This window comes from Dactylosporangium sucinum (assembly GCF_014647515.1).
Classification (GTDB): Bacteria; Actinomycetota; Actinomycetes; order Mycobacteriales; family Micromonosporaceae; genus Dactylosporangium; species Dactylosporangium sucinum.
Window position 1 is genome coordinate 24257 of sequence record NZ_BMPI01000026.1, and the last position, 18745, is coordinate 43001.

An 18745-nucleotide genomic window follows, 5' to 3' on the forward strand; every position below is an offset into this window, starting at 1 on the left:
CGGCCATACCCCCGCGGCCGTCCACTGACCGGGGGCCTCCTAGCATCGGTCGCATGACCACCGGAGAGGGGAGCTCCTTGATCAACGCGGAAAGTGGCCGTGTGCTCGACGAGATCCTCGCCGGAGTGCGTGAGGACCTGGCCGCCCGCGAGGGACAGGTGCCCCTGGAAGAGATCAAGCAGCGAGCCGCGCAGGCGCCACCGCCACAAGACGCCTACGCGAAACTTCGCGCCCCCGGCGTCGGGGTGATCGCCGAGGTCAAGCGCAGCTCGCCGTCGAAGGGTCAGCTGGCCGAGATTCCCGACCCGGCCGAGCTCGCCAAGGAATATGCGGCCGGCGGTGCCCGCTGCGTCAGCGTCCTCACCGAGGGCCGCTGGTTCGGCGGCAGCCTCGACGACTTCGCCGCCGTGCGCGCCGCCGTCGACGTGCCCCTGTTACGCAAGGACTTCGTCGTGTCCTCCTACCAGGTGCACGAGGCCCGGGCGTTCGGGGCCGACCTCGTCCTGCTCATCGTCGCCGCCCTCGACCAGAACACGCTGTCGGGCCTGCTCGACCGCATCGAGAGCCTCGGCATGACCGCCCTCGTCGAGGTCCACGACGAGGAGGAGACCGACCGCGCGCTGGAGGCCGGCGCCCGAGTCATCGGCGTCAACGCCCGCAACCTGCGCACCCTCGAGGTCGACCGCACCGTGTTCGAGCGCATCGCGCCCGGCCTGCCCGCCGAGGTCGTCAAGATCGCCGAGTCGGGCGTGCGCGGGCCCCACGACCTCATCCGCTACGCCTCCGCGGGGGCCGATGCGGTACTGGTCGGGGAGGGTCTCGTCACCCAGAAGAGCCCCCGCGACGCCGTCGCCGAGCTCGTCACCGCCGGCAGCCACCCGGCCACCCCGAGGGCCGCCCGGTGACCGGGCAGTTCCTCTCCGCCGCCGGCCTCCTGCCCGACCAGACCGGCCACTTCGGCCCGTTCGGCGGGCGCTTCGTCCCCGAGGCGCTCATCGCCGCCCTCGACGGCCTCGACGCCGCCTACCGGCACGCCCAGGCCGACGAGGCGTTCCAGGCCGAGTTCGGCCGGCTCCTGCGCGACTACGCCAACACGCCCAGCCCGCTGTACCGCGCCGACCGGCTCTCCGCCCACGCCGGCGGGCGGATCTACCTCAAGCGCGAGGACCTCAACCACACCGGCGCCCACAAGGTCCGCAACGTCCTCGGCCAGGCCCTACTCACCAAGCGCATGGGCAAGACCCGGGTCATCGCCGAGACCGGCGCCGGCCAGCACGGCGTCGCCAGCGCCACCGCCTGCGCCCTCCTCGACCTCGAATGCGTCGTCTACATGGGCGAAGAGGACACCCGTCGCCAGGCCCTCAACGTCGCCCGCATGCGCATGCTCGGCGCCACCGTCATCCCCGTCGCCACCGGCTCCAAGACCCTCAAGGACGCCATCAACGAGGCCCTGCGCGACTGGGTGACCAACGTCGACACCACCCACTACCTCCTCGGTACCGCCGCCGGACCGCACCCCTTCCCGGCCATGGTCCGCGACTTCGTCAGCGGCATCAGCGTCGAGGCCCGCCAGCAGATCCTCGGCCAGGCCGGCCGCCTCCCCGACGCCGTCGCCGCGTGCGTCGGCGGCGGCTCCAACGCCATCGGCGCCTTCCACGCCTTCGTCCCCGACGACGACGTGCGCCTCTACGGCTTCGAGGCCGGCGGCGACGGCGTCGAGACCGGCCGCCACGCCGCCAGCATCACCGGCGGCGCCACCGGCGTCCTGCACGGCGCCCGCACCTACCTGCTGCAGGACGAGGACGGCCAGACCGTCGAGTCACACTCGATCTCCGCCGGCCTCGACTACCCGGCCGTCGGCCCCGAGCACGCGTACCTCCACGACACCGGCCGCGCCGTCTACGAGCCGGTCACCGACGCCGAGGCGATGGACGCGTTCAAGCTGCTCTGCCGCACCGAGGGCATCATCCCGGCCATCGAGAGCGCCCACGCCGTCGCCGGCGCGCTGCGCGTGATCCCGAAGCTCGCCGCCGAGCTCGGCCGCGAGCCGCTCGTGATCGTCTGCCTCTCCGGCCGGGGCGACAAGGACATGGACACTGCGCGCGAATGGTTCAGCGTATGAGCGTTTCGGTGGCGTTCGAGAAGGCCCGCGCGGAGGGCCGCAGCGTCCTCATCGGCTACCTGCCGGCTGGCTTCCCGACCGTCGACGTCGCCGTCGACGCGATCAAGGCGATGATCGACAACGGCGTCGACGTGGTCGAGGTCGGCCTGCCGTACTCCGACCCCGTCATGGACGGCCCCGTCATCCAGCGGGCCACCGAGGCCGCGCTGCGCGGCGGCTTCCGGGTCGCCGACGGGCTGCGGACCGTCGAGGCGGCCGCCGCCACCGGCGCGCCCATCCTCACCATGACCTACTGGAACCCGGTCGAGCGGTACGGTGTCGAACGCTTCGCCCGCGACCTCGCCGCCGCCGGCGGTGCCGGCCTCATCACCCCCGATCTCATCCCCGACGAGGCCGAGCCCTGGCTCGCCGCCTCCGACGCGCACGACCTCGACCGCGTCTTCCTCGTCGCGCCGTCGTCCACCGACGCGCGGATCGCGCTGACCGCCGAGGCCTGCCGCGGCTTCGTCTACGCCACCAGCGTCATGGGCGTCACCGGCGCGCGCAGCACCACCAGCAGCGCCGCCCCCGCCCTCGTCGCGCGCGTGCGACAGTTCGCCGACCGGCCCGTCGCCGTCGGCCTGGGCGTCTCCACCGGCGACCAGGCGGCCGAGGTGGGCGCCTTCGCCGACGGCGTCATCGTCGGCAGCGCCCTCGTGCGGTGCCTGCTCGACGCGCCCACACCCGCCGAGGGCGTCGCCGCCGTGGCCGCGCTCAGCGCCGAACTGGCCGAGGGCGTCCGCCGCCGCTGAGCGACCTTCCCCGCCGCACGTCGTTGTCTTGGCGTGCGGCGTTTTTCCGATTTGGTACTGCTGGTGCTGTTCGCGGCCGGCGCACCTTTTGTGGGACCCTTCGCGGGGCCTGCCGGCGCGGTCGGTACCGGCCCGACGGTGGCCGTCGATGCGGGCTGGCGCCAGGACGGCGGCGACCCCGGCCGCTCCGGCCACCAGCCCGTGGCCGCCCCGGCCCGCGGCCTTTCGGTGCGGTGGACCGCGCCGGCGAGCCGCGACGAGGAGCAGGTCGGCGGCGCCGTGGTCGTCGACGGCACCCTCTTCCGTTCGGCCGGCGGCCCGAGCGGCCAGGTGCGCCGGTACGACGCGGTGACGGGCGCCGACCTCGGCCCGATCGTCGACGTGCCCGGCCGCCGCTTCGGCCGGCTGGCGGTGGTCGACCGCACCGTGATCGTCGAGTCCGTCGACGTGGGGTCCGCGGTCCGGCGTCTCGCCGCGTACAGCTTGACCGGCCACCAGCGGTGGGAGACCGTCCTGCCGGATGCCGTGTCGGGCGGCTATACGGTGGGTGACGGGTTGATCTTGCGGAGTGCGGGGTCGGAGGTGGCGGCGTACAGTGTGGCCGACGGCGCGGTGGCGTGGACGGCCCGGCTCGGCGGGGAGGCAGGCCTGCACCCGCCGGTGATCGGGGACGGGCTCGTGCTGCAGGCGAGCGAGGACCCGCCCGTGCTGTCGGCGTTCGACGTCACGACGGGCCGGCCGGCGTGGCGGCGGGCGGTGAGCGGTGCCGAGCTGGTGGCGCGCGCCGGCACGGTGTACGCGATGGGCGACGGTGGCGTCTGCGCGTACGCGGTGCGGGACGGCGCCGACCGCTGGTGCGCGCACAACCCCACGACCACCGTGGGTGACAGGCCAGGCGGGGGCGGGGCGGGCCCACATGCGGGTGCCCAGCAGGCGGCGAAGCGCTCGAACGGCATCGATGCCGTTGCCCAGCGGGCCACGAAGAGCTTGAGCCGCGTCGACGTCGTCGGAGTTGGGCGGCCGCGGTTCGGTACCGTGTCCGATCGAGCGCTGTTCGTGGTCGGCGACGCCGGGCGAGTTGCCGCCATCCTGGTCGCCGACGGCAGTGTCGCGTGGACCGGCCGGTACGGGCTGGGGTGGGAGGTCGACACCTCCTACTGGGCGCCCGTCAACGGAGGCGGTGTCGTGTACGTCGTCGCCTACCACTTCGATGTTCGTGGCGATGACGTTCGGCATCGGACCGATCTCACGGCGTTCTCCGCCGCCGACGGGCGAGTGCTGGATCGGGTCGAGCTCGGGTTCGACGCACTGCAGGGGGCCGAGCCGCTGCTGTTGGCCGGGGAACATGTGTACTTCGCGGCGCTCGAACGGCTCTACGCGCTCGCCGTGCGCTGACTCCGCTGCGCCGTGCATGATCGCGGACCTTTCTGTGTCGTATGAGGACGGAAAGTTCCGTGATCATGCGCGGCCCGCGTGAGGTCGTGGACCTGGTGCCCAAAACTGGCGATCACTCCGGCCAGTTCCATGATCGAGGGAAGAATCTGGCTGTCGGGACAGCCAGATGTTTCCCTTGATCATGGAGCGACGAGCCTGGAGCGGCGCCCGCGGAGCAGACGGCCGCGCAGCGAGGGCCGTGGAGCGAGGGCCGTGGAGCAGCGACCGCGCAGCGAGGACCGTGCAGCGAGGGCCGCGCAGCGAGGGCCGTGGAGCAGCGACTGTGCAGCGAGGGTCGTGGAGCGGCGGGCGAACTGCGCGGCTAGGCGGCGGACTGCAGCGCTCGGCGCCACGTGTTGCGGATCGCCTGGGCGCCCCATGCGTTCGGTTCGATGTGGCCGCAGAACCACAGGTTGCGGTTGGCCGGGCGGGAGTCGGGGGTCGAGATGTCGCCCGCGCTCGTGCCGTGCCCCAGGAACGCCGCGTGGACGTCGGCCAGGGCGGCGCCGTGGCGGGTCGCGGCCTCGCGGATGAAGGTGTTCAGCGTGTCCAGGACCGCCGCGCCGCCGGCCATCTCCGGCAAGCCGATGAGGGAGAGGTCGCCGGTGCCGTCCGACGGGTCGTACACCGTCGTGGCGATCACGCGGGCACCCGTGGCCGTCAACGACGTGAGCGCGGTCTCGTAATTTTCAGCGATCCGGGTCACGGCGGCCGACAGGGCGGCCGGGGCCGGGGCGGAGACGAGGGTCGTCAGGAGGTCGTTGCCGCCCATCGTCAGCGTGATCAGCGCGGGGCGGCCGTGGACCTGGCCGAGCTGGCGTCGCACCACGTCGTCGCTGGTGGCGCCGTCGGCGGCCAGCATGGTCAGGTCGATGCCCAGGTCGTCCGCGAGCAGGGAGGCCGCGCCGAGACCGGGGCCGCCGGCGTAGGCGTCGATCGACATGGAGTCACCGAGCGCGATGTACCCGGAAGGCATGCAGAGATCATCGCGGATGTGCGGGCCCGCTCGCCAACGGGAATTTTACGCGGCGTCGGCGACCTCGGGCTCCTTGTCGCGCTCGATCTCGCGGAGCACGCCGGTGCGCCCGGCCGCCGCGTCGGCGATGGCGGTGCGGGTGGTGGCGGTCAGCGGCTGGGGGAGGGTGGCCGGGTCGTGCCAGGCCAGGCGGCTGATCCTGCCGGGGGCGTTGAGCGCGGGGCCGCCGCCGTCGAGGCGGCCGCGGAAGACGTGGACGAACAGGTCGGGCATGGACTCGCCGCAGCCGTCGCCGGTCAGCTGGTACATCCCGATGATCTCGACGATCTCGGTCTCCAGGCCGGTCTCCTCGCGGATGTCCCGGATGGCGGCGTGCACCGGGCTCTCCGCCGCCCGGATCTTGCCGCCGGGCAGGCCCCACAACTGGTGACCGCCGGCCTGCTGGCACAACAACACGCGGCCGGCCGAGTCCTCGATGACCGCGGCGACCGCCTGTGTGACCTTGCTGCCGTTACTCAGCTCTGAGTAGCTCATTCCCAGACTGTATGCGCCACCGCGGACGGTTGCGAGAGCTTCGCTGCTGGTGATCTTCCCACTTCACGGACGGGGCAGGGGCAGGGCATCGCGTTTCGGCGGATCGGCGGTAGCGTGTGCACCCGTGGATGCTGCCCTTTTCCCGCTGGCCGAGATCCCCAGCCCGACCCGTGGTGTCTGGGACATCGGTCCGATCCCGCTGCGGGCCTATGCACTGTGCATCGTGCTGGGCATCGTGGCCGCCTGCTTCATCGCCGACCGCCGCCTGCGCGCCCGGGGCGCACCCCCGTGGGTGATCCTCGACGTCGCGATCTGGGCGGTCCCGGCCGGCATCATCGGTGCCCGTCTGTACCACGTGCTCACCTCTCCCGAGGCGTATTTCGGCGACGGTGGCTCGATCGTCAAGGCGTTCAAGATCTGGGAGGGTGGCCTCGGCATCTGGGGCGGCATCGCCGGCGGCGCGCTCGGCGCGTTCATCGCCTGCCGGCGGCTCAACCTGCCGTTCGCGATGACCGCCGACGCTCTGGCCGTGGGCCTGCCGGTGGCGCAGGCGATCGGCCGCTGGGGCAACTGGTTCAACAACGAGCTCTACGGCAAGGAGACGACCCTGCCGTGGGGCCTCAAGGTGTACCAATGGGACGCGGCCGCCGGACGGGCGCAGGAGATCGCCGGTGAGCCGAACGTCGCCGGCATCTTCCATCCGACGTTCCTCTACGAGTCGCTGTGGTGCATCGGTGTCGCGCTGGTGGTCTGGTATGCCGACCGCCGCTGGTCCCTGGGCAGAGGGCGGGCGTTCGCGCTGTACGTGATGCTGTACACGGTCGGCCGGTTCTGGGTCGAGCTGCTGCGCATCGACGAGGCGCACCACTTCCTCGGCATGCGCCTGAACAACTGGACGTCGATCATCGTCTTCGCCGCCGCGCTGGCCTACTTCCTGCGGGTCCGCGGGCCGCAGGAGCGGGTGACGTACGACGAGCAGGGGCGCATCACGCTCGTCGGCGCGGATTCCCCAGCGGTGCCGGAAAAGTCCGAAACGTCCGAGAAGGACGAAGCGGCGGAGAGCGCGGACGCGCAGGAAGCGGACGCGGCGGCCGACGACGAACCGGAAGACGAGGACGAACCCCGCACGAAGACCGAGAAGGCCGAGGAAGAAGCGGGTAAGCCCTGATGCGCACCGCAGTCGTGGTGGGCGCCGGCGTCGCCGGGCTCGCCGCGGCCGGTGCGCTGGCCCGGACCGGCTGGTCCGTCACCCTGCTCGAGCGCGAGGACCGGCTCCGCGCCGGCCGCTCCGCGGTCGTGCTGTGGCCCAACGGCGTGCGCGCCCTGCGCGCCCTCGGCCTGGCCGGCGGCCTCGACGGCATCTCGACGCCGGTGCCGCCGACGGGCATCCGCCGCCCCGACGGGCAGTGGCTGGTCCAGCCCGGCGCGGCCGAGCTGGAGTCGCCGCCGGTCGTCGTGCACGGCGAGGACCTGCACGACGCGTTCATCGCCGGCCTGGGCGACCAGGTCGACGTGCGGGGCGGCATCGCCGTGCAGAGCGCACGGGTGACCCGGGACCGCCCGGCGGTCGGTGACGGCCGGGTCATGTTCGAGGCCGACCTGGTCGTGGCGGCGGACGGTGCGGACAGCGTCGTGCGCCGCCGGCTGGCCGCGGGCACCACGTTCGCGAGCGCCGGGTTCGCGGCCTGGCGGGCGGTGATCCCGTGGTACCGCGCGCCGCAGCTGCCCGAGGAGCTGCCGCCGCACGGCGAGACGATGGGGGCGGGGCACCGCTTCACGTACGCGTCGCTGGGCGAGCAGGGCCACCAGGGGCACACGAGCCGCGGCGGCATCGCCTGGACGGCGACCGTGCCGGGCGCGCTGCGGCCCGAGCCGCCGGCCGGGCAGCTGGCGCTGCTGCGCCGCTGGTTCGCCGGCTGGCATGCCCCGGTGGGGCAGCTGCTGGCCGCGACCGAGGCCGACGACCTGCTGCAGGAGCCGGTGGGGGAGCTCAAGCCGCTGCCGGGGACGTTCGGGGTGCCGGCCGGGCCGGGCGGCTACGTGCTGGTGGGCGACGCCGCCCACGCGATGCCGCACCACCTGGCCCAGGGCGCGTGCCTGGCCCTGGAGGACGTGGCCACGCTCCAGGCGGTGCTGGTGAACGGCAGCCTGGCGGCGGGTCTCCAGGAGTACGACCGCCGCCGCCGCAACCGCGTGCAACGGGTCCTGCTGCAGACGCGCAAGGCCGGCTCGGTGCTGCAGCCGCGGGGGCGGCTGGCCGCGCTGAGCCGGGTCAACCCGAGAACCCTGGACAAGGCCGCCGCCATCGCGACGGAGTGGCCCGGGCCTACCGGCTGAGCACGCCGTGCTCGACGCAGGCCGCCGACCAGCCGGCCGGGAGCACCTGCACCTTCATCCGCCGCCGGCACTGCGGGCAGTATCGCGGCGGTTCGAGGGCGCGGGCGGCCGCGCACGCCTCGTGGGAGCCGCCGGCGAGCGGCTCCCCACACCGGTCGCAGTAGGTCACAGCGTCGCCGACAGGGCCTTGACGGGCATGCGCAGCTCGTCGAGCAGCGCCAGGTCCTCCGACGGGGCCCGGCCCAGCGTCGTGAGGTAGTTGCCGACGATCACCGCGTTGACCCCGCCGAGCAGCCCGTCGCGGGTGCCGAGGTCGCCGAGCGTGATCTCTCTTCCGCCGGCGTACCGCAGCAGCGTCCGCGGCAGCGCCAGCCGGAACGCGGCGATGGCCCGCAGCGCGTCCTTCGGGTCGAGGACCGGCTGGTCGGACAGCGGCGTGCCGGGCCGCGGGTTGAGGAAGTTCAGCGGCACCTCGTGCGGGTCGAGCTCCTGCAGCTGGATCGCGAACTCGGCGCGCTGCTCGACGGTCTCGCCGAGGCCGAGGATGCCGCCGCAGCACACCTCCATGCCGGCGGCGCGGACCATCCGCAGCGTGTCCCAGCGCTCCTCCCACGTGTGGGTGCTGACGACCTGCGGGAAGTGCGACCGGGCGGTCTCCAGGTTGTGGTTGTAGCGGTGGATCCCCAGCGCCGCCAGCTCGTCGACCTGCTCCTGGGTGAGCATGCCGAGCGACGCGGCGATGTTGATGTCGACGGCCGCCCGGATGGCGGCGACGCCGTCGGCGAGCTGGGCCATGAGCCGCTGGTCGGGGCCGCGGACGGCGGCGACGATGCAGAACTCGGTGGCCCCGGTCGCGGCGGTCTGCTTCGCCGCCTCGACGAGCGACGGGATGTCGAGCCAGACCGCCCGCACGGGGGACGTGAACAGGCCGGACTGCGAGCAGAAGTGGCAGTCCTCGGGGCAGCCGCCGGTCTTGAGCGACACGATGCCCTCGACCTCGACCTCGGGCCCGCACCAGCGCATCCGCACGTCGTGGGCGACGGCGAGGTACTCCGGGAGCTCCTCGTCGCTGCAGCGCAGGACGGCGAGGACGCCCTCGCGGTCGAGCCCCACACCGGTGTCCAGGACGGTCTTGGCAGCATCAAGCATGGTCGTACCTTACAAAGCGTTCAGGACCCCCGCGGGGCCGGATGGTTTGTCGACGTTGCACAATCGGCATCGTAGAGGTTCTACAACGACTCGGGGAGGCCCCACGTGGAGTGGCTGAACGCGCTCGACGACGACGCCGCGGCGCGGCACGCCGCGGGCCTGCGGCGCGAGCTGCGCCCCCGCGGGGCGGCGATCGACCTCGCCGGCAACGACTACCTGGGCCTGTCCCGCCACCCCGAGGTGCTCGCCGCCGCGGCCGGGGCGCTCGCCGAGTTCGGGCTCGGCGCGACCGGCTCGCGGCTCGTGCGCGGCACCACCGCCGTCCACGAGGCCCTGGAGACCGGGCTGGCGGACCTGCTGGGCGCCGAGTCGGCGCTGGTGTACTCCTCGGGCTACCTGGCCAACCTCGGCGCCGTGCGGGCCCTCGTGCGGGACGGCACCCTCGTCGTCTCCGACGCCCACAACCACGCGTCGATCGTCGACGGCTGCCGGCTCGCCTGCGCCGGCCGGGCCGGGCGCGCGGGCGCGGCCACCGTCGTCGCGCCGCACGCCGACCCGGCCGCGGTCCGCGACATCCTGGCCGCCCACCCGGGCCGGCCCGCGGTCGTGGTCACCGAGAGCGTCTTCTCCGTCGACGGGGACCTGGCGCCGCTCGCCGAGCTGCACGCGGTCGCCCGGGCGCACGGCGCGCTGCTGCTCGTCGACGACGCCCACGCGCTCGGCGTGCTCGGCCCGCGCGGCGCCGGCGGGGTCGCCGCCGCCGGGCTGGCCGGGGAGCCGGACGTGGTGGTCACCGCGACGCTGTCCAAGTCGCTGGGGGCGGCCGGCGGTGTCGTCGCCGGCCCGCGGCAGCTGCACCGGCTGCTCGTCGACACCGGACGCACGTTCATCTACGACACCGCGCTGCCGCCGGCCGTCGCCGCCGGCGCCCTCGCCGCCCTGCGGCTGCTCGCCGGCGGTGACGCGCTGCGCGCCGAGCTGCACGCCCGCACCGCCCGGGCCGTGGCGCGGCTGCGGGCCGAGGGCCTGGAGGTCTCGGCACCCGACGGCGGGGTCGTCTCGGTCGCCGCGCCCAGCCCCGACGAGGCGTTCGCCTGGGCGGCGGCCTGCCGCGAGCGCGGGGTCGCGGTAGGCTGCTTCCGCCCACCGTCCACACCGGACGGTCGCGCGCGGCTGCGGCTGACCGTCGGCGTCGGCGTGCCGGCCGAGGACTTCGACCACGCGCTCGACATCATCATCAAGGAGCGCCCGTGACGGACCTCTTCGAGGGTTCGACCGTCATCCCCGTCCCGCTCACCGGCCCCGTCGTCGTCACCGGCACCGACACCGGCGTCGGCAAGACCATCGTCACCGCCGCCATCGCCGCCACGGCGACCGCCGCCGGGCTCAGCGTCGCCGTGGTGAAGCCGGCCCAGACCGGCACCGCCGACGGCGACGAGCCGGACGCGCGCACCGTGGCCCGCCTGGCCGAGCCGGCGAGCGTGCGGACCCTCGCCGAGTACCCGGACCCGCTCGCCCCGCTCGCCGCCGCCCGCGTGGCCGGGGAGGACGCGCTCACGGCGGTCATGGCCCAGCTGGCGATCCGCGGCGCCGCCGAGAACCACGACCTGACGCTGATCGAGGGCGCGGGGGGTCTGCTGGTACCGATGGGCGAAGGCGGCTGGACCGTCCTCGACCTCGCCGCCGCCCTCGACGCGACGGCCGTCGTCGTCGCCCGCGCCGGGCTGGGCACCCTGAACCACACCGCCCTCACGCTGGAGGCGCTCGCCCGCCGCGGCGTCCCGGCGCTGGTCGTCCTCGGCGCGTGGCCGGCCGACCCGGAGCTGGTCCACCGCACCAACCTGTTCGACCTGCCGGGCGAGCTGGCCGGCGCGGTGCCCGACGGCGCCGGCGCCCTCGCCCCGGAGCTGTTCCGCCGGGAGGCGCCGCACTGGCTGGCGGACCGGCTGCACGGTCGGTTCGACCCGGTCGCTTTTCGCTCCCACAGCAAGTAGGGACGACGAAGATCGATCAAAGCCGGTACGGTCGGCGCCATGGAAGCGATCGTGGGCGACCTCGTGCTCGACACGTCGGCCATCCTGGCGTACACACAGGGCAAGGCGGGGGTCGAGGAGCTGGTCGCGAACGTGGTCGCCGGCGGCGGCACGGTCGTCGTCCCGGCGGTCGCCGTCGCCGAGACCCGCGGCGAGCTCGACTACCGTGAGGAGCTGGGCCGGCTCGACGCGCTCGTGGCCACGACCGGCGTGCGGGTGGCGCCGCTCGACGGCGCCGACGCGGTCGACCTCGGCCGGCTCGCGTCGCGCCTGAACAGCACCGTCGGCCTGGCCCACGCGGTCGCCGAGGCCCAGCGGCACGAGGCCCGGCTGGTCACCGCCCACGGCGCGCACGTGCGCCGCTCGCTGGGCGACCTGAACGGCATCGTCGACCTCTAGCAGCGCCCCGCTGCTCCCGGGAAGCTGCTCCCCGTGTCGATCTTGCAGTTGTGGTGCCTGACAAACCTGGACATTCCTGGAGCGTCGCGGCACCACAACTGCAAGATCGACGCAATGGGGGCTAGCGGGGCGACGGGGCGAGCACCGTTGCCGGCAGGGTGAGGCGGAACGACGTGTCGTCCAGGCGGACGTCGCCGCCGCACAGCGCGGCCACCGCCCGGGCCACCCGCAGGTCGGCGGCGCTCGGCAGGGCCGGCGCGTCGTCGGCCGGGCGGCGCGGCGCGGCACCGAGCGGCGTCGTCAGCTCCGCGTGCGGGACGATCCGCGCGTCGATCGCCGGGGCCGGGTCGCGGCGCAGCGTGACCGCGACGTGCGCGCGGGCCGGCGCGGCCGTGGCCAGCCAGAGGACGAGCTGACCGACCAGGTGCCGGCAGACCATCTCGTCGGCCGCGACCGGCACCGTGTCGGGCACGTCGGCGTGCACGCTCACCCCGCCGGCCACCGCCACCCGGCGGGCCAGGTCGACCGCGTCGCGCAGCACCGCCACCAGGTCGGTCGCACCGGACCGCGGTGCGGCCCCGCCGGTCGCCGCCAGCGGCAGTACCACGGTGTCGACGTACCGCTCGAGCCGTATCGCGTTGCGGTCGATGGCGTCCAGGCAGGCCGCGCCCTCGCCCGGCCCGCCGGGGTCGTCGCGCAGCAGCCGGGTGTACGCGAGGATCGAGGTCAGCGGCGTGTGCAACTCGTGCCGCATCCGCGCCGCCGTGTCGTCACCGGTGGAGAACAAGGTGCTCATCGACCTGACAAACCCCGGCGGCGGGCGGGAAGGTGTGCCGGTTCACCCGATCGGGAGCAGGTGCCGCGGCGCCCGCGGCGAGTGCGGCACCGGCTGGCGCAGCACGGCGCGGCGCAGTTCGGCCTGCACGGCCGGCGGCTCGCCCGACGCGTCGACGATCGTGAAGCCGGCGGCCTCGGGCAGCGCGCGGTACGCCGCGTCGCAGGCCGCCAGGTAGGACAGCTCCTCGTGGTCCTTGCCGCGCGCCTCGACCCGCTCCTGGGCGGTCGCCGGCGCCACCGCGAGGTACAGGACCAGGTCCGGCTTCGGGAAGGCGGCGAACAGGGCCCGCGCCCAGCGCTGCCTCCCGCCGCGCACGGTGATGCTCGTGTACTGGCAGTAGGTGTACCGGTCCATCACCGCGACCGTGCCGGTCAGCCGGGACAGCAGCAGCGCCCGGGCGATGACCAGCCAGCGCAGCAGCGTCTCGACCAGGAGGAAGCCCCGCACGCCGAGGAGGTCCTCGGCGTCGCGCCGCCCGAGCCGGCGGGCCACCTTGCCGAAGAAGACCCGGCCGGCGGCGTTGCGGTGGTAGCGCGCCGGGGTCCCGGTCGCGGTCAGCCAGTCGGCGAGCCACCGGGCCTGGGTGCTCTTGCCGGCGCCGTCGATACCAATCAGTGCCACTGTACGGATCACCCACCCAACGATAAGCCCGCGGATGTGAAACCGCTGTGAGCGCTACGGGAGGACGATCACACTCGTGCCGCTGGCGACCTGGTCGAGCAGCACCTTCTGGGCCGCCGGGGGCATCCGGACGCAGCCGTTGGACTTCTTGTAGCCGAACTCGTTGCGGTACCAGGCGTGGATCCCGGTGTGCGCGTCGTAGAGGCCCTCGTCGACGGCGTTCTTGTCGTCGGGCACGGCGCCGAGGGCGAGCACGTCCAGGCCCGCGTAGACCTTGCTCGGCAGCGACGAGCGCCCGAGCACGAACGTGCGGCCGAGCGGCGTCGGCGTGGACGGCGCACCGATCGTGACGGTCCAGGTCTGCTGGGTCACGCCGTCGCGCAGCCAGGTGAGGGTGAACGCGGAGCGCCGCACGACGAGCTGGTCGCGCAGCGGCCGGGTGGTCCAGCCGCCGGCCGGCAGCCAGCCGACGCTGCGGTTGATCGACGGCAGCAGCACCGCCACCCAGCCGTCGCGGCGCGCGACGATCGGCATGACCAGGTCGACGCCGCTGATCTGCGGGGTCAGGTAGGCGCGGGCCTGCCCGCCCGGGGCGTCGTAGACCGGGCTCTTCGCGGCGAGCTGCAGTCCCTCGGTGAGCGCCGTGGTCGACGCCTGGTCGGGGTCGGCCGGGAAGCCGGTCGCCGCCTGTGTGTAGGTGATCGTCGGCAACCCGGCGGCGGGCGCCGCGGCCGGCGGGGTGCTCGCCGCGGCCGGCGGCGCGGGGCTCGCGGACGCGGCGGCCGTCGGCGCCTGGGACGCCGGCGGTGCCGCCGTGGGAGTGCTGGCCGGTCTGCCGCCGCAGGCGGTGAGTGTGGCTGCGAGCGCGGTGAGGACGGCGACCCGGCGCAGGAGCATCCGCCCAGCGTAGCGGGGCCACCTGGCGGTCCGCGTCAGGCGTTCCGGCAGGCGGCCTCGATCCGGAGGATGGCCTCCGGCAGGTTGGCGGTCGGGATCGAGCCGTAGCCGACGACCAGCCCGGGGTCGGGACGGGGCGGCGGCTCGGCGTAGAACGAGGCCAGGGGCTCGACCGCGACCTCGGCCGCGCGCAGGCGGGCGACGATCGCGTCCACCGGCAGGCCGGGCACCGCGCGGAAGGTCAGGTGCAGGCCGGCCGAGGAGGGCACCGGCGTGAACCACCCGGCCAGGGGACCCCGGGCGGCCGCCGTGAGCAGCTCGTGCCGGGCCGCGTAGACGCGGGTCACCGCGCGCAGGTGCCGGGCCAGCCGGCCCTCGTCGAGCAGCGCCGCCAGGGCCAGCTGGGCGGCCGGGTCGCCGTGCCAGTCGGTGAGCCGCTTCGCGGCCCGCAGCGCCGGGCGCAGGGTGGCCGGCGCGACCAGGAAGCCCAGCCGCAGCGCGGGCAGCAGCGTCTTCGAGAACGAGCCGACGTAGATCACCCGGCCGGCCCGGTCGAGGCTCTGCAGCGGCTCGAGCGGCCGGTCGGAGAAGCGGAACTCGCTGTCGTAGTCGTCCTCGACCACCGCCGCCCCGGTCTCCTCGGCCCAGGCCAGCAGCGCCGAGCGGCGGTGCAGCGACATCGCGATGCCCAGCGGGTACTGGTGGGACGGCGTGACGTAGACGAGGCGCGCGGTGCGCGGCAGCGCGCCCACCACGATCCCCTCGGCGTCGACCGGCACGCCCACGACCCGGGCGCCGTGGGCGGCGAACAGCCGCCGGGCCGGCCGGTAGCCGGGCTCCTCGACCGCGACGACCGCCCCCGGCTCGACGAGCACCCGGGCGACGAGGTCCAGGGCCTGCTGGGCGCCGTGCGTCACGAGCACGTCGTCGGGCGCGGCCCGCACCGAGCGGGACAGCCCGGCGTGCCGGGCGATCGCCGCCCGCAGCTCGGGGGCGCCGGCCGGGTCGCCGTAGTCGGCCCGGGCGGCGAGCGAGCGGCCCAGCAGCCGGCGCCAGGTGGCGAGCGGGAACAGCGCCGGGTCCGGGTGCCCGGCGCGCAGGTCGAAGCGGGCCGGTTCGGCGGGCGGGGGCTCGTCGAGCAGCTGCGCCCAGCGCCGCGCCGGCCGCAGCGCACCGCCCGGGGCGCGCCGCTGCGCCGGGCGGGCCGGGCGGAACGCGACGAACGTGCCGGCGCCGGCCCGGCCCTCCAGGAACCCGTCGCCGACCAGCCGGTCGTAGGCGGCGGCGACCGTGTTGCGCGCCACCGACAGCCGGCGGGCCAGCTCGCGGCTCGGCGGCACCCGCTCCCCGGCGCGCAGCCGGCCGTCGAGGATCGCGTCGCGCAGCTGCCGGTAGATGCGGTCGGTGCGGTCGCCGCGCCCGTCGAGGCTGATGTGCAGGTCCACGATGCTTGGCCCAATCGGGATGGCCTGGATTGGCGCTTCTGGACGGCCAAACCCCAACCTAGCGTGATCGGTGTGCTGACCGTCAAACAGGGCGCCGCGCTGAACATCGGCGCGGTGCTGGGCACCGGGGTGATCGCCCTGCCGGCGCTCGCCGCGCAGGTCGCCGGCCCGGCGTCGCTGCTGGCCTGGCTCGCGCTCATCGTGCTGTCCGCCCCGCTCGCGCTGACCTTCGCCGCGCTCGGCGCCCGCTACCCGGACGCCGGCGGGGTGGCGACCTACGTGGCGCGGGCGTTCGGCGCGCGGGCGGCCGCGGTCGTCGGCTGGACGTTCTTCTTCGCGGTGCCGGTCGGCGCGCTGCCCGCGGCCACGTTCGGCGGGGCGTACGTGACGGCGGTGGCCGGCGGGGGGTACCGCACGACGCTGCTCACCGCCGGCGCGCTCGTCGTGCTGGTCGCGGCGGCGAACCTCGGGGGCGTGCGGCTCTCCGGCCGGGTCCAGCTCGTCCTGGCCGCCGTGCTCGTCGCCCTGCTCGTCGCGGCCACGGCCGCCGCGCTGCCGTCGGCCCGCTGGGACAACCTCACCCCGTTCGCGCCACACGGCTGGGCCGCCATCGGGCCGGCGGTCGCGGTGCTCGTCTGGGGCTTCGCCGGCTGGGAGGCGGTCACCTCCCTCGCCGCCGACTACCGCGACCCGGCCCGGGACGTGCCCCGCGCCGCCTGGATCGCCGTCGGCGTGGTCGGCGCGCTGTACCTCGCGGTCGCCGCCACCAGCCAGCTCGTGCTCACGACACCCTCCGAGGCGCCGCTGGCCGACCTGCTGGCGCTGCGCCTCGGGCCGGGCAGCCGGGTGGTGACCGCGGTCGTGGCGCTGCTGCTCACCGCCGGGGCGATGAACGCGTACTTCGCCGGCGCCGCCAAGCTCGGCGCCGCCCTCGCCCGCGACGGCGCGCTGCCGGGCTGGCTGGCCAAGGGCGCCGGCGCCGGGCAGGTGCCGCGGCGCAGCCTGGCCGTCGTCGCGCTGCTCGCCGGGGCCACGCTCGCCCTCGCGGCCGGAACCGGGCTCGGCCCCCGCCCGCTGCTGCTGCTCACGACCGGCTCGTTCGTCGTCGTGTACGTGCTGGGCACGGCCGCGGCCGTGCGGCTGCTCCCGCGCGGGTCGTGGGCCCGCCGGGTCGCCGGCTTCGCCCTGCTCTCGACGCTCGGGCTGCTCGCCGTCAGCGGCCGGTACGTGCTGTGGAGCGCCGTCGTCGCGGCGGCCGCGCTGCTCTACCAGCAGGCCGCCGCGCGGCGCCGGACTCAGAGGCTGCGGTCGTCGACGATGTGCATGGCGGCTTCCTCGGCCGAGGCCGCGCCGCCGTCGATGCCGACGTCCGAGCCGATCTCGTCCTTCTCGTCGTCCTCGCCGTAGCCCCCGTCGGGCGCCACGAGGCGGCCGGCCCGCCGGTCGCCGACCTCGTCGGCGTCGAAGAACTCGCCGGACTCCGTCGTGTTGCCGAAGTCGTCCTGGTCGAGCCGGGACACCGGGTCGGGCTCCTCCTGGGCGATCCGCCGGTCGAGCGACTCGCCCTGCTGGGCCTCCGCCTGGGTGACGCCGAACGCGTTGAGCCCGCGCGGCCTCTCCGGCGGCGAGTACCCCTCGTCGAGCGCGTCGTCGAGGCCCCGGTCGGACAGGGTGTCCTGGGCGGACAGCTGGCCCTCGTCGTCGGGATCCGGGTCCCAGCTGTCGGTCTCCTGCGTCATGCGCTTCTCCTCGGTGTCTCCGGTCGTGGCGCTGACGGAGTACATACCCCGTCAGCGCCCGACTTGAGCCTAGATCACCGAATCGCGGGACCGCTTGTGTGTGGTGATGACGTCGGCGTACCGGTGCCCGCTCGCCTTGATCGTGCGCTCCTGGGTCCCGTAGTCGACCCGGACGAGGCCGAACCGCTTGTCGTAGCCGTACGCCCACTCGAAGTTGTCCAGCAGCGACCAGGCGAAGTAGCCGTCGACCGGCGCGCCCCGCAGCACCGCGTTGCGGACCGCCTCCAGGTGCTGCTCCAGGTAGTCGGTGCGCTCCTTGTCCTGCACGTCGCCCGTCGGCTCGACCGTGTCGTCCCAGGCCGAGCCGTTCTCGGTGACGAGGATGCTGCGCGGCCCGTACGTCTTGGCCACCGAGACCAGGATGTCCTCCAGGCCCTTGGCGTACACCTCCCACGGCATCGCCGTCTCGACCGAGCCGGGCACCGGGATCTGCCGGGCGAACGGCGCCTGGCCGGCCGGGTCGTCGACGACGACCTGGCGGAAGTAGTAGTTGATGCCGAGGAACTCGGTCGGCGCGGCGATGATCTCCAGGTCGCCCGGGCGGACCGGCGGCTCCACGCCGTAGCACTCGACCATGTCGGCCGGGTAGCCGCGGCCGTGGACCGGGTCCAGCCACCAGCGGTTGACGTGCCCGTCGGCGCGGGTCGCGGCGGCGACGTCCTCGGGCCGGTCGGTGCCCGGCTCGATCGGGCTCAGGTTCAGCACGATGCCGACGTTCGCCGGCAGCTGGGCCGAGGCGTGGATCGCCTGGTTGGCCAGGCCGTGGCCGAGCAGCACGTGGTGCGAGGTGTGCACGGCGCGGGTGAGGTCGCGCTCACCCGGGGCCATCCGGCCCTCCAGGTGCCCGATCCAGGACACGCACAGCGGCTCGTTCACGGTGTTCCAGTCGGCAACCCGGTCGCCGAGCCGGCCGGCCACCACCGAGGCGTAGTCGGCGAACGCCTCGGCGGTGGCGCGGTTCGGCCAGCCGCCGGCGTCCTGCAACGCCTGCGGCAGGTCCCAGTGGTACAACGTGACGAACGGGCGGATCCCCTCGGCCAGCAACGCGTCGACGAGGCGGTCGTAGAAGTCGAGCCCGGCCTGGTTGAGCTGGCCGACGCCGTCGGGGAAGATCCGCGGCCAGGCCACCGAGAAGCGGTACGCGTCGAGGTTGAGCCGCCGCATCAGGGCGACGTCCTCCGGCCAGCGGTGGTAGTGGTCGCAGGCGACGTCGCCCGTGTCGCCGTTGTCGACGGCGCCCGGGATGCGGGAGAAGGTGTCCCAGATGGACGGCTTCCGGCCGTCCTCGGCGGCGGCGCCCTCGATCTGGTAGGCCGCGGTGGCGGCGCCCCAGATGAAGCTGGGCGGAAGGGCGGACAGATCCAGCACGG

The 18745-nt window shown here is 74.7% G+C and carries 20 protein-coding genes; 10 read left to right on the forward strand and 10 right to left on the reverse strand.

Annotation, left to right across the window (positions count from 1 at the left end; genetic code table 11):
* The first annotated feature begins 101 nt into the window (after positions 1-101).
* From trpC to IEZ31_RS25455, 4 genes are all read left to right on the forward strand, one after another.
* Positions 102-905, forward strand: coding sequence for an indole-3-glycerol phosphate synthase TrpC (gene trpC / locus IEZ31_RS25440; protein WP_190252594.1), 804 nt, complete (start codon positions 102-104; stop codon positions 903-905).
* Positions 902-2122: a tryptophan synthase subunit beta gene (trpB, locus tag IEZ31_RS25445; protein ID WP_190252488.1), complete on the forward strand. Its 1221-nt coding sequence runs from the start codon at positions 902-904 to the stop codon at positions 2120-2122. Before trpC ends, trpB begins: the two co-directional genes overlap by 4 nt.
* Positions 2119-2913 (forward strand): tryptophan synthase subunit alpha, encoded by a 795-nt coding sequence (trpA, locus tag IEZ31_RS25450; protein WP_190252489.1) that lies wholly within the window; start codon positions 2119-2121, stop codon positions 2911-2913. Before trpB ends, trpA begins: the two co-directional genes overlap by 4 nt.
* Before the next feature lie 138 nt (positions 2914-3051).
* Positions 3052-4308: an outer membrane protein assembly factor BamB family protein gene (locus IEZ31_RS25455; RefSeq protein ID WP_190252490.1), complete on the forward strand. Its 1257-nt coding sequence runs from the start codon at positions 3052-3054 to the stop codon at positions 4306-4308.
* Positions 4309-4669: 361 nt separating this feature from the next.
* On the opposite strand, the gene IEZ31_RS25460 is transcribed toward IEZ31_RS25455, so the two are convergent.
* A complete protein-coding gene (locus IEZ31_RS25460; protein ID WP_190252491.1) occupies positions 4670-5323 on the reverse strand; it encodes an SGNH/GDSL hydrolase family protein in 654 nt (217 codons plus the stop codon).
* 45 nt (positions 5324-5368) lie between these two features.
* Entirely contained in the window at positions 5369-5857 is a 489-nt protein-coding gene (locus IEZ31_RS25465; RefSeq protein WP_190252492.1) for an NUDIX hydrolase, read from the reverse strand.
* Between the two features lie 124 nt (positions 5858-5981).
* Here IEZ31_RS25465 and lgt point away from each other — a divergent pair, with 124 nt between their 5' ends.
* Positions 5982-7025 (forward strand): prolipoprotein diacylglyceryl transferase, encoded by a 1044-nt coding sequence (gene lgt / locus IEZ31_RS25470; protein WP_190252493.1) that lies wholly within the window; start codon positions 5982-5984, stop codon positions 7023-7025.
* On the forward strand, positions 7025-8194 hold the full coding sequence (locus IEZ31_RS25475) for an FAD-dependent oxidoreductase (RefSeq protein ID WP_190252494.1): 1170 nt from the start codon (positions 7025-7027) through the stop codon (positions 8192-8194). The genes lgt and IEZ31_RS25475 overlap by 1 nt, the downstream gene beginning before the upstream one ends.
* Here the strand turns inward: IEZ31_RS25475 and bsaP are convergent.
* Positions 8184-8363 carry a biotin synthase auxiliary protein BsaP gene (bsaP, locus tag IEZ31_RS25480; RefSeq protein WP_190252495.1) on the reverse strand — a complete coding sequence of 60 codons (180 nt, stop codon included), beginning with the start codon at positions 8361-8363 and terminating at the stop codon, positions 8184-8186. The genes IEZ31_RS25475 and bsaP overlap by 11 nt on opposite strands.
* Positions 8360-9343, reverse strand: a complete 984-nt coding sequence (bioB, locus tag IEZ31_RS25485; protein WP_190252496.1) for a biotin synthase BioB — start codon at positions 9341-9343, stop codon at positions 8360-8362. The genes bsaP and bioB overlap by 4 nt, the downstream gene beginning before the upstream one ends.
* Before the next feature lie 105 nt (positions 9344-9448).
* On the opposite strand from bioB, the gene IEZ31_RS25490 reads away from it, so the two are divergent.
* Genes IEZ31_RS25490 through IEZ31_RS25500 form a run of 3 tightly spaced genes read left to right on the forward strand, consistent with a single transcriptional unit; the run spans position 9449 to position 11775 of the window.
* Complete coding sequence (locus IEZ31_RS25490; RefSeq protein ID WP_190252497.1) at positions 9449-10597, forward strand: 8-amino-7-oxononanoate synthase; 1149 nt, start codon at positions 9449-9451, stop codon at positions 10595-10597.
* On the forward strand, positions 10594-11337 hold the full coding sequence (gene bioD, locus IEZ31_RS25495; RefSeq protein WP_229835833.1) for a dethiobiotin synthase: 744 nt from the start codon (positions 10594-10596) through the stop codon (positions 11335-11337). The genes IEZ31_RS25490 and bioD overlap by 4 nt, the downstream gene beginning before the upstream one ends.
* A 39-nt stretch (positions 11338-11376) precedes the next feature.
* Entirely contained in the window at positions 11377-11775 is a 399-nt protein-coding gene (locus tag IEZ31_RS25500; RefSeq protein WP_190252498.1) for a PIN domain-containing protein, read from the forward strand.
* Positions 11776-11896: 121 nt separating this feature from the next.
* Here IEZ31_RS25500 and IEZ31_RS25505 read toward each other — a convergent pair whose 3' ends face one another.
* Genes IEZ31_RS25505 through pdxR form a run of 4 tightly spaced genes read right to left on the reverse strand, consistent with a single transcriptional unit; the run spans position 11897 to position 15576 of the window.
* Entirely contained in the window at positions 11897-12571 is a 675-nt protein-coding gene (locus IEZ31_RS25505) for a sensor histidine kinase (protein ID WP_190252499.1), read from the reverse strand.
* A 42-nt stretch (positions 12572-12613) separates the two neighbouring features.
* Positions 12614-13246: a dTMP kinase gene (locus tag IEZ31_RS25510; protein ID WP_229835834.1), complete on the reverse strand. Its 633-nt coding sequence runs from the start codon at positions 13244-13246 to the stop codon at positions 12614-12616.
* 42 nt (positions 13247-13288) lie between these two features.
* Positions 13289-14131 (reverse strand): L,D-transpeptidase, encoded by an 843-nt coding sequence (locus IEZ31_RS25515; RefSeq protein ID WP_190252500.1) that lies wholly within the window; start codon positions 14129-14131, stop codon positions 13289-13291.
* 35 nt (positions 14132-14166) lie between these two features.
* Complete coding sequence (pdxR, locus tag IEZ31_RS25520) at positions 14167-15576, reverse strand: MocR-like pyridoxine biosynthesis transcription factor PdxR (protein WP_190252501.1); 1410 nt, start codon at positions 15574-15576, stop codon at positions 14167-14169.
* A gap of 72 nt (positions 15577-15648) precedes the next feature.
* Here pdxR and IEZ31_RS25525 point away from each other — a divergent pair, with 72 nt between their 5' ends.
* On the forward strand, positions 15649-16983 hold the full coding sequence (locus IEZ31_RS25525; protein ID WP_229835835.1) for an APC family permease: 1335 nt from the start codon (positions 15649-15651) through the stop codon (positions 16981-16983).
* On the opposite strand, the gene IEZ31_RS25530 is transcribed toward IEZ31_RS25525, so the two are convergent.
* Both IEZ31_RS25530 and IEZ31_RS25535 read right to left on the reverse strand, forming a co-directional pair.
* The gene (locus IEZ31_RS25530; RefSeq protein ID WP_190252503.1) at positions 16872-17315 is read right to left on the reverse strand and encodes a DUF5709 domain-containing protein; all 444 of its coding nucleotides are present in this window, start codon (positions 17313-17315) and stop codon (positions 16872-16874) included. The two genes, IEZ31_RS25525 and IEZ31_RS25530, sit on opposite strands and share 112 nt — an antisense overlap.
* A 69-nt stretch (positions 17316-17384) precedes the next feature.
* A complete protein-coding gene (locus tag IEZ31_RS25535) occupies positions 17385-18743 on the reverse strand; it encodes a GH1 family beta-glucosidase (protein ID WP_190252504.1) in 1359 nt (452 codons plus the stop codon).
* Positions 18744-18745 lie beyond the last annotated feature (2 nt).

Bases quoted from the DNA above. Each gene is read 5' to 3' on its own strand.
- IEZ31_RS25475 (WP_190252494.1), top strand. From the start codon at position 7,025: ATGCGCACCGCAGTCGTGGTGGGCGCCGGCGTCGCCGGGCTCGCCGCG.
- IEZ31_RS25515 (WP_190252500.1), bottom strand. From the start codon at position 14,131: ATGCTCCTGCGCCGGGTCGCCGTCCTCACCGCGCTCGCAGCCACACTC.
- IEZ31_RS25465 (WP_190252492.1), bottom strand. From the start codon at position 5,857: ATGAGCTACTCAGAGCTGAGTAACGGCAGCAAGGTCACACAGGCGGTC.
- bioB (WP_190252496.1), bottom strand. From the start codon at position 9,343: ATGCTTGATGCTGCCAAGACCGTCCTGGACACCGGTGTGGGGCTCGAC.
- IEZ31_RS25500 (WP_190252498.1), top strand. From the start codon at position 11,377: ATGGAAGCGATCGTGGGCGACCTCGTGCTCGACACGTCGGCCATCCTG.
- IEZ31_RS25460 (WP_190252491.1), bottom strand. From the start codon at position 5,323: ATGCCTTCCGGGTACATCGCGCTCGGTGACTCCATGTCGATCGACGCC.
- trpA (WP_190252489.1), top strand. From the start codon at position 2,119: ATGAGCGTTTCGGTGGCGTTCGAGAAGGCCCGCGCGGAGGGCCGCAGC.
- IEZ31_RS25530 (WP_190252503.1), bottom strand. From the start codon at position 17,315: ATGACGCAGGAGACCGACAGCTGGGACCCGGATCCCGACGACGAGGGC.
- IEZ31_RS25505 (WP_190252499.1), bottom strand. From the start codon at position 12,571: ATGAGCACCTTGTTCTCCACCGGTGACGACACGGCGGCGCGGATGCGG.